This window comes from Ensifer sp. Root558 (genome assembly GCF_001427045.1).
GTDB classification, from domain to species: Bacteria; Pseudomonadota; Alphaproteobacteria; order Rhizobiales; family Rhizobiaceae; genus Ensifer; species Ensifer adhaerens.
Genome location: NZ_LMGC01000035.1, coordinates 420,342 through 435,033 on the forward strand (window position 1 = coordinate 420,342; position 14,692 = coordinate 435,033).

At 59.1% G+C, this 14,692-nt stretch carries 12 protein-coding genes and 1 pseudogene; 3 read left to right on the plus strand and 10 right to left on the minus strand.

Features of this window, described 5'->3' with window-relative positions:
* Positions 1-27 precede the first annotated feature (27 nt).
* The 6 genes from ASD63_RS28445 to ASD63_RS28465 all read right to left on the minus strand — a co-directional run bounded on the left by ASD63_RS28445 (position 28) and on the right by ASD63_RS28465 (position 6,501).
* Entirely contained in the window at positions 28-1,224 is a 1,197-nt protein-coding gene (locus ASD63_RS28445) for an MFS transporter (protein ID WP_034796380.1), read from the minus strand.
* A 158-nt stretch (positions 1,225-1,382) separates the two neighbouring features.
* Positions 1,383-1,952, minus strand: coding sequence for a helix-turn-helix transcriptional regulator (locus tag ASD63_RS28450; protein WP_060517886.1), 570 nt, complete (start codon positions 1,950-1,952; stop codon positions 1,383-1,385).
* A gap of 535 nt (positions 1,953-2,487) precedes the next feature.
* On the minus strand, positions 2,488-2,625 hold the full coding sequence (locus ASD63_RS35800) for a hypothetical protein (protein ID WP_167550732.1): 138 nt from the start codon (positions 2,623-2,625) through the stop codon (positions 2,488-2,490).
* A gap of 454 nt (positions 2,626-3,079) precedes the next feature.
* Positions 3,080-4,423, minus strand: coding sequence for a hypothetical protein (locus tag ASD63_RS28455; protein WP_051659348.1), 1,344 nt, complete (start codon positions 4,421-4,423; stop codon positions 3,080-3,082).
* A gap of 298 nt (positions 4,424-4,721) precedes the next feature.
* Entirely contained in the window at positions 4,722-6,041 is a 1,320-nt protein-coding gene (locus ASD63_RS28460; RefSeq protein ID WP_156624190.1) for a hypothetical protein, read from the minus strand.
* 37 nt (positions 6,042-6,078) lie between these two features.
* Entirely contained in the window at positions 6,079-6,501 is a 423-nt protein-coding gene (locus tag ASD63_RS28465; RefSeq protein WP_060530109.1) for a hypothetical protein, read from the minus strand.
* 418 nt (positions 6,502-6,919) lie between these two features.
* Here ASD63_RS28465 and ASD63_RS28470 point away from each other — a divergent pair, with 418 nt between their 5' ends.
* The 3 genes and pseudogenes from ASD63_RS28470 to ASD63_RS36410 all read left to right on the plus strand — a co-directional run.
* A complete protein-coding gene (locus tag ASD63_RS28470; RefSeq protein WP_034796384.1) occupies positions 6,920-8,818 on the plus strand; it encodes a potassium transporter Kup in 1,899 nt (632 codons plus the stop codon).
* 51 nt (positions 8,819-8,869) lie between these two features.
* Entirely contained in the window at positions 8,870-9,835 is a 966-nt protein-coding gene (locus ASD63_RS28475) for a magnesium and cobalt transport protein CorA (RefSeq protein ID WP_029742789.1), read from the plus strand.
* Positions 9,836-10,080: 245 nt separating this feature from the next.
* Positions 10,081-10,161, plus strand: a pseudogene (locus ASD63_RS36410) (transcriptional regulator); the annotation flags it as partial.
* Between the two features lie 28 nt (positions 10,162-10,189).
* Here the strand turns inward: ASD63_RS36410 and ASD63_RS28480 are convergent.
* The 4 genes from ASD63_RS28480 to ASD63_RS28495 all read right to left on the minus strand — a co-directional run bounded on the left by ASD63_RS28480 (position 10,190) and on the right by ASD63_RS28495 (position 14,640).
* Complete coding sequence (locus tag ASD63_RS28480) at positions 10,190-10,810, minus strand: pentapeptide repeat-containing protein (protein ID WP_060530219.1); 621 nt, start codon at positions 10,808-10,810, stop codon at positions 10,190-10,192.
* Between the two features lie 151 nt (positions 10,811-10,961).
* A complete protein-coding gene (locus ASD63_RS28485) occupies positions 10,962-12,239 on the minus strand; it encodes a pilus assembly protein TadG-related protein (protein WP_060530110.1) in 1,278 nt (425 codons plus the stop codon).
* 857 nt (positions 12,240-13,096) lie between these two features.
* A complete protein-coding gene (locus ASD63_RS28490; RefSeq protein ID WP_029742786.1) occupies positions 13,097-13,729 on the minus strand; it encodes a dual specificity protein phosphatase in 633 nt (210 codons plus the stop codon).
* Between the two features lie 17 nt (positions 13,730-13,746).
* Positions 13,747-14,640 carry an inositol monophosphatase family protein gene (locus ASD63_RS28495; RefSeq protein WP_060530111.1) on the minus strand — a complete coding sequence of 298 codons (894 nt, stop codon included), beginning with the start codon at positions 14,638-14,640 and terminating at the stop codon, positions 13,747-13,749.
* Between the last annotated feature and the right edge of the window lie 52 nt (positions 14,641-14,692).

Genomic DNA, 14,692 nt, shown 5'->3' on the forward strand with positions numbered 1-14,692 from the left:
CAAGGGATCCTCATCTGGTTCGGATACCTACAGCGTGGGTACGCCGGCAGCATCGCGCGTTGGCTCCGGCATTGCCGGAAGCAGGAGCAGGAGGGCCACCGACAGGAGGTGGATAGCACAGGCGACGAACGCGAGCGCCGCGAGCCCGGCTGCGATGATTGGCGCGGCGATGACGGTTCCAAGCGTGGTGATCATGAAGATGAAAAAGACGATCAGCGCCGATCCGCGCGCATTATTGGCACCCGAAGCAAGAATGCCGCGATAGAAGCCAATGGGGCCGCGAAGACCCAGGCCAATCGCCATGGGCGTAAACAATAGAGGCAACATCAGCGTGTTGGTACCGCCCATGAGACCGTAGGCGAACAGCGCAAGGGCACTCAAGGCAGCCATGACGGTGCCGGTCAGGATGACGTTTTCAGCGCCAAAACGTTCGGCAATCCGGGCGGTCAGATTGGCGACGATGATGAACCCGGAAATGTTGATGACCTGCATGATGATGAAGTCGTTCAGAGAGCCGCCCATCGACGCGACGATGACTGTCGGCGCGCCGAAGACGAAGGTGAGCAGTCCGCCGAGCGTCAGGGCCTGGCTGAGCGCGTATCGCATGAAGACGCGATCCGTGAGCAGTTGCCCATAACTACCGAGCGTGTCGGAGGGTTCTTCCTCACGGGGCAGCCCAAGCACGAGTATGAGGACCGCAGCGAGCATCGTCAAAACACCCAGCAGCTCGAATGACGATTGCCATCCGAAATGCGAAAGCAGCAGCACGCCGAAGATCGGCGCAAGCGCCGGCACCAGCGATTCCACGCTGCCGAGAAACCCGATGGCGCGCACCGCCGCCTTGTCGCTGAACAGCTGCCGGATCAACCCTGGGCCAAAGACCGGAGCCGCCGCAGACGCCACGCCTTGAACGAACCTCAGCGCGATAAGTGCCGTGATATTTGGCGAGAAGGCACAGGCGAGCGAGGCGGCTGCAAATCCGGCGAGCGAAGAGAAAAGCAGCGCCTTGCGCGAAAAGTGGTCCGCCAGGCGCCCATAAAGAAGCAGGCCGAGACCGCCGCCGCCGACATAGGCGGCAAGCACCAGCTGCGCGGTCGCCCGGTCAGTGCCGAAGATTTCAGGCAATTGCGGAACGGCCGGCAAGACGAGGTCGGTCCCTGCCAGCGATAGCGTTGCACAGATGATGAGAAGTGAAAACGTGATGGCGCGACGCGAATTTGTCATTGTCCGGAGTGCTCTTGGCGGATCTATCGTGACCGATGGGATGTGAGCGCAGACGCCCTGCCCGCCGAATTTTTTGGTAGGCGGTTTCGGGGCAACTGGCGGTCATGGCAGGCTAGCAGGGGCAGAACAGCTCGGACAACGAATGAAATATTCGCGTCTCAGATGGGATCGATACTGGTTACCAGGCGGCCGACGCGCCCGTCGGAAATGCCTATTCGTTCCCATCGGATGATGCTCGGGGGGATCGGCATATCGGGGTCGTCGCTGCCGCCGGTCGTGAACTGGACGGCTCCCGACCAGACCTCTTCAAACCAGCCAAGTTCTTGCAGTTGAAGCTCTCTCTCGATGATTTCCGCCGTCGCGTATCGCCATAGCGAGACGCCGAAAAAGGACGCGGCAGAGATCCGCCACTGGGCTTGCCTGGCCGGTGAGACGCTCAAAAGCGCATGGGTGTCGTCGCAAACAAGGTGAACCGGAAACGGCGCCGTTTCGATGAGCCGACGCAATGTCAAGTCTATCCCGACGCTCTCATGCCGCTCGAGCAGCGTCTCGACCCGGGCCCGGGCCTTTGCTGAAGGCTCATGCTGGCCGGCTTCCCATCGCGATAGCAGACCCTGCGACACGCCAAGATCCGCCGCCAACGTTTCCTGCTTGATCTGCCTGAGCCTGCGGAAGCGTCGAAGCCGGCATCCGAGCGGCAAAGCGCAAACCTTCAGATCAAGCTCCATACCTTCCTCGCGACAATAGCCCTCCCCCGTCGAATAGCAGGGACGCTTGGTCGGTTGTCAACAGACACCCGACGCCAGCGTCTAGCTCGATGTTGGGACGGTGGCATCTTCGACGCTCACTTTCGCCTGACGTCGAGGCCCAACGCATCGGCGATGATGATCGCGTCCTTGAGACGGACGCTTTCCGGAGCAATGGGCGATGACGTCATCCGGCTGTCGGGAATGAAAGCGGTTGGTCGGCACGTTGCTCCAGGGGAGATCACGGCGTTACGGGCCGCGCCATTGTCAAAGCGCAAGCCCTTGCAATCCGAACAATCGGACAGAGCTTGGACCTGAAGGGCAGAGAGTTGGCTTGGGAGAGCTTTCTCGACGAGGGTCCATAGCCAACATTCTCGTGGCGGCTTGGCGACGTTCGGCGCCACTACGGCCGAAGATCAGGCGATGGGCCCCTCATGCTTGTCAAAATCGCCTGAGCCGGCCCACCCCCTGCAGAGTTCGCTGTCGGCAGTGCAGTTACAGCGCCGCCGGAGCGGCTTCAGCGCGGTGCAACCGCGCCCGCATAAAAACCGCCGTCGCCACCATAGTAATCCTGTCTGACACTGGTCGCACCGCCGCCGGTCTGGGAGCATCCGGCAAGCGCGGAGAGTACGAGCAAGAATGTGGCAATACGCATTGAGTTTGATCCTTTCTTGGCTGTCACACACATAGTCACAGGCAAACGCCCAGACAACCCGGCGACGACACGACTTTCAACCAAACCCTGTATCCGAACGATCACGATACTGAAACAAAGGCGCACATCCTCTCTCTCGGCGCGCCCTACGCCGGCAAACTTCTTGAGCTACAAGATTTAAGAGAGAAACGATCGCAGCCGACACCACGATCGCCGAAGCGCTCGCGCAAATGGATTGGCTGGCACGCAAGACGCTGTTTGCCGAGGACGCCGAGGGCCACCCCAAGAGGTCGGCCGAGCGGGTGCAATCGTCACGCGTCGTCTGGTTCAACTAACGACCAGTACCGCCAAGACTGCTTGACGTCACGGTCATCGACCTCGCGTGCGCGTCTGATCAGACGCGCAATCGGAGGCGACTCAAGGAGACAGGCAGTAGCCGCCTGCGTCGTCGCGCTTAGGCCGCTTCGAGAGCGTTGCGGGCTGACCCTTTCGTCTCGATCAGCGTGCGCGCGACGATGTCGTGGTTGAGCCACAGGACAGGGCCCGATGGCGCCGAGCTCTCACCAAAGATGAGCTGCCCAACTGCTTCGACCACCAGCCGGCTCAAGAGGTCGGAGATCAGCGCCTTGCCGTCCCGGTGCATCGCCGTGATTTCGCTCGATGTACCGATCGTCAGGTCGGACTGTCCCGGATTATTCGGCATTGGCCAGGACGAAAAGTCGTAGAACGGCCGCATCACTTCGCTCGTCTGCATATCGGAAATCTTCCGCAAGACGTCATCGACAGTGAAGCCATCTGCCAACAAATCCTGGCAGGCCTGCCATTGCTGCGCGACCCATTCGCCACCGCCCTCTTTTTTCAGCGCGAGCAGAAGCGGAATGAGGGGCAGCTCGATGCCGGCGAACACGTCGGACGAATTGGTGCGGATCTCAGGGCAATTGTAGACCGTCGCCTTAATGCCCTTGTTCCAGGCTTCCTCAGCGATGCGCTCCAGGCGCATCTTGGCGTAGCCCTGCGTGTAATTGGTATAGGTCTGCCAGCGGTACTCGTTAGCAACGAGAATGCCCGTACCGTGGTAGCCAAACGCCGAATAACGAACCTGGCCACCGGAAGCTTCGATGCGCGCCCGGATGGCTGTGCTCAGATCGATCAGGTGTCGGAACGTGTTGGCCGAAACCTCGTCGAAATTCTGAAGAATGAGCTTGCCCAAATCGCTGTCGAGCAGCGTTTGCGACGACATGTGGCGCGCGCCACGTCCCTTGTAGACGCGATTGGCGATGACCATGAACACCTTGGCCTTCGGGATGCCACCGGCCATGGTGTGCGCGAAGAAGACATTCCTGCCATCAGCGATCATGCCATCGAGGATCCCCATGACTTCAGAAAGGGCATTCTTGAACCGTTCGACGCCGACGTTTCGGCATTTCTCGATGTGCGACCAGTCGAGCTTCTCGTCTTGCCACGTCTCGAGCGTCATCTTCGCGAGAAGGTCGGTCGGAGTGGGCTCGCCTTCAGGCGCGTCAAGATCGAAACCGGCCATGATCGGCACGTTGATGATCTTGCCTCCGAGCCGGGCTTCAGCCGCCGCAAGTTCCTCGTCGTTCAGTGGCCGCAGAACATTGGCTTCGTCTCGTCTGCCAACCGTGATCCCGACAATTTCCATGCCGGCCTTCTTGGCTTGGTCGACCAGATGGGTGGCATAGCCCCGATCGAACAGCTCACCAAACAGAACGAAAACATCGCCTGGACGGAAAATGTTCGTCCGCGGGAAGTGCGTCAGAGGGTTCGGTTTCTTCATACTGCCGGTTCTCTCAAAGCTGGTCGCGGAGCAACCAAACAAACAACGTGATGAACCACTGCACTGATTGGCGGCAAGTGGGAAGTGACAATAAGTATCGTTACAATTCAAACCGTGAGCGGAACGGAACGGCAGTGGCGTCCATTCCAGCCCCGCAGCGATCCGGAATGGTGAACTTTCCCCGTGACCGTTCACCGCTTCGACTCACCGCTTCGACGTGATTTCTGCCGGCCCCGGATCCTGTCGTGGCCCGGCTGAACGTGGCCTGCGAAACCAAACATATACTCCTGGGCGCACGCTACTTTTCAATCCGCAGGACGATGAGGTCAGACTGTTTGACTGATGATACGGGATGAAGGCCCGGCCCAGCGCTGCCTGTCATGATGGCATCGAACAACGGCATCTTCTCGCTTCCCACGAGCCCTAACGGCGCCCGACAAACGGCCAGGTAGTCGAACCCGGCTAAAAGAGCATTCCGCTCATTGTTGCTACTCGACATAAAGGCCCGAAGAACCCGTCCGATGGCTGGCGCGGCCCGGTGAAAGGGAACGCTCGACACCGTAAGGCTGTCCTGCGACCTACGGGCGATCTCAAGCCCCAGTGCCGGCGGCGTCATCACTTGTCCAGGTGGAAGGGTAGCAAGCAGCGAGAAATCCGCCCCCTTGCAATCATTCCAGAGCAGGTGGTCAAAAGCATCCGTAGTCTTACGCTCAAAAGGCACGACGAAGTAGAATGAGGTGGCCATCACAACAGCCATCCCGCCAAACGCAGCCAACCGCCTAACCGCCACCTGGCTGTCTTCGCGAGTTACCGACGCCGCAGCCGGCAGCAACAACGGAACGACGGCAGCAGAGAAGCGCAAATACCGGTTGGAGACCAACGCGGTCAGGAGGAGCGCTGCGGCGACAGCATAGATGATAGCGAATTGCGGATTTGCCGTTCGGGGGGCGTTCAACGCGCGCTGCAAGCTAACAGCCAGGACGCAGCTGAAAATACCCAGTAGAGCAAGTGAGCTGTAGTCCCCTGTTCGGAAAAACTCCAGGGCACTCTTTTCCTGGTCGATGCGATCAAACCAATATATCCGGGCCAGATCGTCGATGGCTGCATATGGGCCGGCCAAAAGCTGTGGATAGGCGAACAACAGCACAGCCGATAGCATCGAACCGGCGGTAGCCAAAAGTCCAAACTTGAACGCCGCGCTCGAAGCCTCGGGCACCAGCCATAAGGTCACGGTTGCGATCGCTCCAAAGCCAAGCAGTGCGAATGCAAATGGTGAGGAGAAAGCATCGTTCTCCACACGCCAGAACCCGGAAGGACCGATTACCAAAAAGGTCAGGATGGGTACCGCAACCAGGCATGTGATGGCGGTTGAGGCAAGCATCGTTCGGGTGCCGTCCAAACCCGCGGCCCACGCTAGTGCCAAGGCTCCCAACACCAGCGCGATAACAGGCAACGTCTCCAGGCCTACCAAGAGCGAGATCGTCGCTGAAATCGCGACGACCGCCCCGCCTATGCGATCGAACCTAGCAATCCCGTATATCAACGTGAGCAACAGCACCATCTGCAAGTTATGGTGGTCAATGCGGCCAGGACTAAATTCCCAGATCGCGAAGGCCATAAGGACGAGGACGGCGCATAGCATTCCGGGCGAAAGCTCACCTTTTCGTGGCGCTATCCGGCTCAAAACCCCAACAACCCCAATGGTGAAAAAGGACTGCCATTACGGCTGGCCAAACCTGGAAGGCCACCGCGAGCGCGTCTTCCGCTCCCAAGGCGGACTGAAGAGAGAAAGCTATGAGCATGTAGGGAAGGTCAACTATTCGCGACCAAGGGGAAATATACGGCTCGGGCATCAGGATCCGCGGTATTGCCGGCCTAAGCCACCCGCCATCCTCAAGGAATGCCTTGATTTGCAGACCCCGCAAACTGTCGTCGATGTCAGCGTTGTGAATACGCTCACCGGACAAATCGAACCCGATGAGTAGGCCGACGATAAAGATGCAGATCAGCCAATACCCCGTTGCCGACCAGCGTTCATCAACTCGCGCGACACTTGTCTCGCCGACAACTAAACTCATGGCAGATGAAACTCGTGTGAAGCGCCCAAACTCACACGAGATTGCCTACATCTACTCTCTTAATAAGTGTGTAATCTTAGGTTGCGTGCGAAACTCTGCCTCAAGGGCAACCTTGCTTAACTCGGTCTGCGATGGGGGGGCCCAGAGACTTCACAATCGACATTCACTGCTTCGGTCATCGTTCTGTATTCTCGAAGAGAAAAGCGCAATTGGTTCGCCTCAGCAATGCGGAACACTGATCTCAGCCGATGCGGGTGGGAACGCAAACCATTCCCTGATGTTTTCGCGAGTTAGGTTTGTCCAACGGCCGATTATTCACACTCGACATTCTCGAGAGGTTCCTGTGAGAATTGCCTGGACTTTCGCAATGCAGCATATATCTGCCATCGCTAATGCCGACGGTGTTTCAGGAGACCTTATGCCCAATGCTCACAGCGAAGCTGTCGGACCTCGATCGGGAACGCAGAGCTTTCTCGTTCTACTGCTTGGATGCATCGGCGTTGTCTATGGCGATATCGGAACAAGTCCGCTCTACGCTTTTCGGGAGGCCCTTCGTCCCTTCTTGAACGACGGGGCGCAGCCTGACGAAGTCATCGGTCTCATTTCCCTGATGGTTTGGACGTTGACGTGTATCGTGACGTTCAAATACGTGCTTTTCCTCCTACGCGCCGACAATGACGGTGAAGGTGGAACATTGTCGCTTCTCGCGCTCTTGATGAAGAAGACCGGCAGTTTCATGCCCGTGTTGTTTTTCGCGGGCCTAATCGGGGCGGCCCTGTTTATCGGGGATGCCATGATCACCCCTGCCCTCTCGGTCATGTCGGCGCTCGAAGGCATGAAACTCGTCACACCAGCCTTTTCGGACTACGTGCTTCCCCTTGCTGCGGTCATTATGGTTGCATTGTTTGCCGTGCAGTCCAAGGGTACGGAAGCGGTCGCAAGGTTTTTCGGGCCAATCACGGTTGTGTGGTTCCTCGCGATGGCGTGGGGCGGTCTCATCCACATCGGCGACGACTGGACCATCCTGCAGGCTCTGAACCCGATCAACGCCCTGTGGTTCATCACGCATGCAGGCTGGGCAGGTCTGATCGTGCTTGGCGCCGTCTTCCTGACGGTCACGGGAGCCGAGGCCCTTTATGCAGATCTCGGCCACTTCGGGAGGAAACCGATCAGCACGGCATGGTTTATCCTTGTATTCCCCGCATTGGCGCTGAACTACCTCGGCCAAGGCGCGCTCGTGCTGAGCCACCCAGACGCGGTCAACAACCCATTCTATCTTCTCTATCCAGACTGGGCGCTGCTGCCGATGGTCATTCTCGCGACCATGGCGACAATCATCGCTAGCCAAGCTGTCATCACGGGAGCGTTTTCCCTCGCTCGCCAGGCGGTCCATTTGGGCTTTCTTCCTCGACTGCTGATCAAATTTACGTCCGAGACCAACACCGGCCAGATCTATGTCCCTGCCGTAAATGCGCTGCTGTTCGTCGGGGTCATCGTGCTGATTTTCTCGTTCGGGGACTCAGAGTCTCTCGCGACCGCGTATGGAATCTCGGTCACAGGCGCGATGGTTGTGACAACAGTGATGGCGTTCCAGTTTCTCCGCTCCGTCTGGGGATACTCAACCGTTCTGGCTGCACTGCTTCTAGCGCCATTGCTCGTCATCGAGAGCGTCTTCTTGCTTGCCAATCTGTTCAAGATTCATGATGGCGGCTGGGTGCCGGTGGCATTGGCACTGACAATCATGGTGGTGATGTGGACTTGGACGCGGGGATCCGCAATGCTGCGCGAAAAGACCGCGCGCAACGATATCCCGCTGGAAACATTCATCCGCTCGATAGAGAAGTCCACCCATGCGCCCCAGACCGTTCGAGGGACGGCAATCTTTCTAACCAGCGTCGGCGATAAGACACCCGCCGTTCTCCTCCACAACATCAAACACAATCATGTCCTGCACGAACGCAATGTTATTTTGACGGTTCGCACATCCGAGCATCCGTATGTCGCGCAGGAAGACCGCGTCTCAATGACTGAACTGTCAGACAGGTTTACAAGGCTCGAGCTTTGCTTCGGCTTCATGGACGAACCGAACGTCTCGAAGGCGCTGTCACTGTGCAAGAAGGCAGGTTTCAAGTTCGAAATCATGCAGACCTCTTTCTACCTCGGGCGCAGGACCCTTATTGGTGACCCGAACTCAGGTCTGCCCGGCTGGCAAGACAAGCTCTACATTGCACTTGCAGGTCTCGGCATCGATCCATCGTCCTATTTCAAGCTGCCAGCCAATCGCGTGGTCGAGATTGGCGAGCAAGTCACGATCTAACCTTAGGTCAGATGCTTCACGCTGCGATATCAACTCCCGGAACTTCAAAAAATGCCAGTCGTCGCCTCCTACATGTATCGTTCGGGCAAGCGCGCCGAAGAAATCCCGCTTGCCGCCAAACCATTCGAAGCATCAGGTAGCGACTTCGCCTGGATCGGTTTGACTGAACCGACAAAGCAGGAAATGGCCGACCTTCAGGCCATGTTCGCTCTTCACCCACTTGCCGTCGAAGACGCCCTCAACGGCAATCAGGTGCCGAAGGTGGACATCTACGGCGACCAGTTGTTCGTGATCGTCAAGACGGCCCACCTTGAGGGTGACAAGATCACCTACGGCGAAACCTGCATTTTCGTGGGGAAGCACCACCTGATTTCTGTTCGCCACGGATCTGCCCGCTCCCACAAGGAACTGCGCCAACACCTGGAACAGTCGCCCCAGCTTCTTGAGCACGGACCGGACTATGTCCTGCACGGCATCATCGACTTCGTTGTCGACGGCTATTTGCCGGTGGTCGAAACGCTTGAGGACAAAGTTCTGGAGCTCGAGAAACACGTACTTGTGTCCTTCCTGCAGCCCGAGCAGATCAGGCGCATCTTCCGGATGCGCCGTCACGTCATTCGCTTCCAGCGGGTGCTCGGGCCGATGGGAGAGGTGGCGGGTAAGCTAACTCATCTCGAGCTGCCCTGCATCGACGACAATGCCAAGCCATTCTTCAAAGACGTTCTTGACCATGTCAGACGTGTGGAAGGCCTGGTAGGCGGCCTTCGCGAGATAATGACGTCCGTGTTCGAGGCCTCCAATCTCCTGGAGCAGCAACGACAGGGCACCATCACACGGCAGCTTGCAGCCTGGGCCGCAATTCTTGCCGTACCGACAGCCATTGCCGGAATCTACGGGATGAACTTCGAACACATGCCTGAACTGGCAACCCGTTACGGCTACTTTGCCGTCCTCGGTGTCATTGCGACGCTCTGCTCTATTCTCTACTGGCGGTTCAAAAGGTCCGGATGGCTGTAGCCAGCGGAAATATCTTTCCGTGGGTTTCGTTTGGTGTCGACACCGCGGCATTGCAGCATGCTATCGGGTAAAAGCTCTGTGTGATGGTATCTCCTGGTGCTCTCGGGCAATCCGGCCTTACCTCCGGCCCGCCTCCCCCATCTTCCGGCAAGTGACCTTCGGCCTTCCGGAAGTTCGCCAAACTCTAGCGGCGCAGGCCGAGCTTGACGCGGAAATCGGGACCGGTGCCCTCTAGGAGACTTGCAATGGCGACCAAGCGCAAGTTCAAGAGCGATGCCTTTGAGGCGATCCATAGCGCCGTCGAAGACATGTCCGCGGCAGGCACCCGTTGGGTCCTATACGTCGCCGGCAGCGTCACTTTCGCCTGACGTCGAGACCCAGAGCCTCGGCGATGATGATCGACTGGTCGATCGTGATGATCGCGTCCTTGAGGCGAAGGTTCTCCGGATCGAAGGCGGTGAGGTCGCTGCCCCTGAGGTCGCAGGTGGTAAAATCTGCCCCATGCAGCCAGGCACCGGAAAGATCGACGTCCCTGAGCGAGCCGCCTTTGCAGGAGGCGCCGGTCAGATCCGCTTCCCGCATTCGCGTTTCCTTGAAGGATGCGCGGCCGAGAGCCGCGCCTGGCAATCTGGTAAAGGACCAGTCGCCGCCCGTCACCTGCATCTGGTCGAACTCGCAAGCGTCGAACATGCTTCCGACGAACTTGCACTCCTTGAAGCGGCTATCGAAGAACTTACAGGAAACGAACGTGCAGTTGACGAAGGCGCTCGCCTGGTGTGACGATGCATTGAACCGGGCTCGCCGGAAGGTGCATTCGTGAAAGACCACGCCGACGGTCTGCGCCTCGGTCAGGTCGAGATCGACGAACAGCGTGTTGTCGTATCGCTCGCGCTCGATCTGGCGACCGTACCAGTCGGCGCTTGCAATCGTGCTGTCGGTCTTGGGCGGCGCTTCGCCGTATCGTCGTTCAGCCATATCCATCCATCTGCGGCCCCGCACCAAGCGCAATGCCTTTTGTTGCTTCGCCGCTCAGCATTTCCATCTTCGCGATGATTGGCAATGCCGAAAAGTCGAGCGCACGAGCGAAGCCACCGTGGCACGCAATTACGGCGGGCTGGTTTCGACGCTATTCCACCAGCCGCACGCCGCCTCCCCTGCCGAAGCCGTTAGGCACGAAATCTTTGCCCTCTTCCCCCGGCTTCTTGAAGAAGGCCGTTCCGGACACGTAGAGGTTCAAAACCCTGGTAATCAGTGCGGTAAACTTTGATTCCGAATTGAGGCTTCCGCTGACGTTCCAGTCGACCACCGCATAGGGCAAATAGATCGCCCCATTGTAGAAGCTTCCAGCAGACGTGTTGATGCGGAACTGGACGCTGCTGTCCTTCGCCTGCCGGCCCTGGAACATCAGGATGCCGGCATGCGCGCCGCTGGTGGGCGCCGATACCTGCAGGATTGCCGCACCGTTCAAAAACAGCGGCGATTGCGCGTCCTCGAAATAGAAAAGCACGTCCTTGCCTATGACCTTGGCCGATGTGTTCAAGGTCAACGCGCCGCGGCGGAACGCGTAAATTCCGGGCTTCAGCGTTAACTCGTCCGTGGCATTCACGGTCAGCCCGCCGCAATAGATCCCGGGCTCGAGCGACGACTTGCCCTGGCTGTTGATCGTCTTCAGGCTTTGGGAGGTACAGGCGTCGTTCGGCGACACCGGTTCGGGCATGCCGGCCATGGGGTCGGGCACGACAGGAGATCCGTCGACCGGCGGCGGCGAAATCAGGCGGCCGGAAAGCTTCGACTGGCCGGTGACGGCGATCAGCGGTGCTGCGAACTTCCCCTGGTTTTCGGCGTAGAACGCACGTTGCGAATGGGACGAGTTCACCTGGAAGCCGCATTCGCTGGTGACCGAGTTCGAATTGATGATCTTCAGCGCATCGGCCCTGCCCGGATCAAGGATCAGGATGCAGGCCGAGCTGCCGGCCCCTCGGGCGGCTTTCGCGATGACTGAGATCGGAACCGTCCGGAAGCCGAACATATGCATGATGGCTGTTTCGTAGTCCTCATTGACAACCACCGCTACCGTATCCCGCTCGACCGTGACCTGATGGTTCCAGCTGGGGGGCCCTTTCAGATCTTGCGTGTCGTTGCTGCCAAGATGGGCGCCGAGAAAACCCACGGCGATCTTCTGCTCCGAACCGACACCTGCTGCAGCTCCCGCCAGTGCCGCAGCATCGGCCGCGCTTTGCATAGCGGCCTTTCGGTTGACCGCGGCTGCGAAATCGATCGCAACGCCAAGAGCGGCAATGAGGGGGATCGCGACAAGCGCTGCCAAGAGGCCGAAGTTCCCGGACCGGCATTTCAGCAGGGCCGAGGCGCAATGCCTGATCAGTGGCAGGGTCAGTATGTTCATGGCAGTTTCTTTGCAACCAGATGGAGAGTAGTCGCCTCTTCGTGCAGGGAGCCTTGCCAATCCTTTAATTTCGGGCCCATTTAACGGTATGCACTCTTTCAGACGCTCTTCAGAGCTCTGACACAGGCGCGAAACGAGGTTATTTGAAGATATTTTGCGCTAAACGCGCGTCACTTCGGCACAACCGGCCAGCTGCCACGCTCGCCGGTTGGAAGCGATTTTGGCGTGCCCGAGAGGCGGATTCTGGGTCTTCTTCACTCAGAGGTTGCTGGACTGCTGAGGCAGTGCGGCGACTAACCCCTTTTGCTCATTGCCTAATCCTTGACTGCACCGTGCGCTGTGCGACGCTTTCGACTTCATGGTTGTACTGCGTAAGGGGCGGACGATGAAATTCACAAAGGCAAAGAGGAAACATCCCGGTAAGGCATTCAAAATAGGCGGGGCCGATAGAAGCGCATATGACGGCTTCGTCGGGACGGCGCGCGCAGCACCCGGCTTTTCCTATCGGGGACGATGGACCAGCGAAGGGTGCCCCGGCACCTTCGAAACATGGCTCGTAAACAAGGGCATATTGCCCAAACAATAGGGCCTTTCATTCTACTCAATCACGATCCTGCCGGCGTCAAGGGTGGCGCCGGCCGCGCGCGTCAAGGCGCTCCGCCTAATAAAGCGATTTCGATTCCGCTTGGGCGTTCGAACGCGTTGGCATGCGCGAAAGAACCGGCTTGTCGCGACCGGAGGGGCGGCCGAGAATGCGTCGACGGCTGGCTGACGTCGAGACGTCGGCATCCCTGGCGGTACTGAGAGCAGGTTTCCGTGGCCCATGCTGCAGACGGTCTCTGAACTGCGTTCTCGGGTCAGGCCTTCCCGCTCTCAATCGCACGTGCCCATCCCGCGGCTCGCTCGGCCGAGGCCGCCAGAACCGGTTTGGGCGCCTTGTACCACTCGTCCTTTGGGATCTCGCGCTTCTCGCGGACGAAGTCGATGGCGCGCTCCAATGTTTCGAATTGATCAGGCAGCGTCAAATGCAGGAACAGCGACACGACGACGACCGAGCGCGATCGGCCACCGCGGCAGTTGACGAGCACACCGCCACGTTCGCGCCTGGGATAGGACGGCTTTTCGGGTAGGACCTGCTCCAGGGCCGCTCGCAGGATGTAGTGCGCAGCCAGCATTTGCGTGTCCGGGTTCCCATCCCCGTCGATAAGCCCGATCTTGTAGTAGCGGATTTCGCCCGGTCCATGGATGCTGTTGCGGTGATCCGAGACGAGCTTCGGCTGGTCGACGAAATTGAAGTCCAGATTGACCGCGCAATTGACGACCGTCGTGATCCCGCTCTTGCGCAGGAGTTCGAGGTCGCTCGCACCTTCCTTGCCGGAAATGAAGATGTCGACGCCATAGGTCGGATGCTTCGGATACACGAGACTGAGCCTTGGCAATTCGCTGCTGGTCTTTTCCGTGGTTGAGGCATCGCTAAGATTGTCGAGCATGGTTTCCTCATGGGCTTTCATGGCGACGGCGCCTTCGCGCTGCGCCCGGCAGAGATTGCGGCGGCGACACGGTTCAGGGTTGGATAGTCGCCACCCCGGCCATAGGCGAGATACCCCGGGCAAAGGTAGTCGGCGGATCCTTCCGGCACTTTGCCAAGCGACAACGGCGCATAACGGCCGCCTGCGTTCTTCAGGATCAGCGTCGCTGCGGCCACATCCCAGGCGTTGACGCCAAAGCCCGCGGCCGCATCGACAAAACCCGCCGCCACATGGGCGATGCTCAAAGCTGCACTTCCAGGGCGACGCACGGTCGAGAAGGTTTCGACCAGATCACCGAGGCGGGCAAGTGCCTCGTTGCGGCCATCCAGGCGAAAGTCGCGCGAGACCGGGTAGCCGGTGATCAGCGTTGCCCGGCTTTCGTCACCGATGGCTTTGGAGGCAATGACCTTTCCATTGAGATAGGCACGCTCGACGTCGCTCGAAAACAGGAGATCGGCCACCGGGTCATAGACGACCCCGGCCACAACCGATCCGCCTTCAACCGCCGCAATCGATATGCACCAGAAGGCAAGTCCTCGTGCGAAGTTCGCGGTCCCGTCGATCGGATCGACATACCATTGGATGTCGCCCTCACCGACCTGCCCGCCCTCTTCGCCAAGCATCGCCGAATTCGGCTCGTGCGCGAAGATGTAGTCGCGGATGGATGCCTCGGCTTGCCTGTCGTAGACCGTCACGACGTCGTGGAGATCGCGCTTGTAGTCGACGACCATTTCCGAGCGAAACGCAGCGAGCAAGGGGCCGGCGGCCGAGCGGGCCGCACCTTCGGCGATCGTCATCAGTCGCCGCGAGTAGTCGCGCTTGGCGTCTCTATCGGATTGGCTACGGCTCGTGGCGAGATTGGCGTCGGTCATGCTCTCTTCCTGTTCATCCTGGAACGGCCGGCGCGACCTGTCCTCGTGAGGC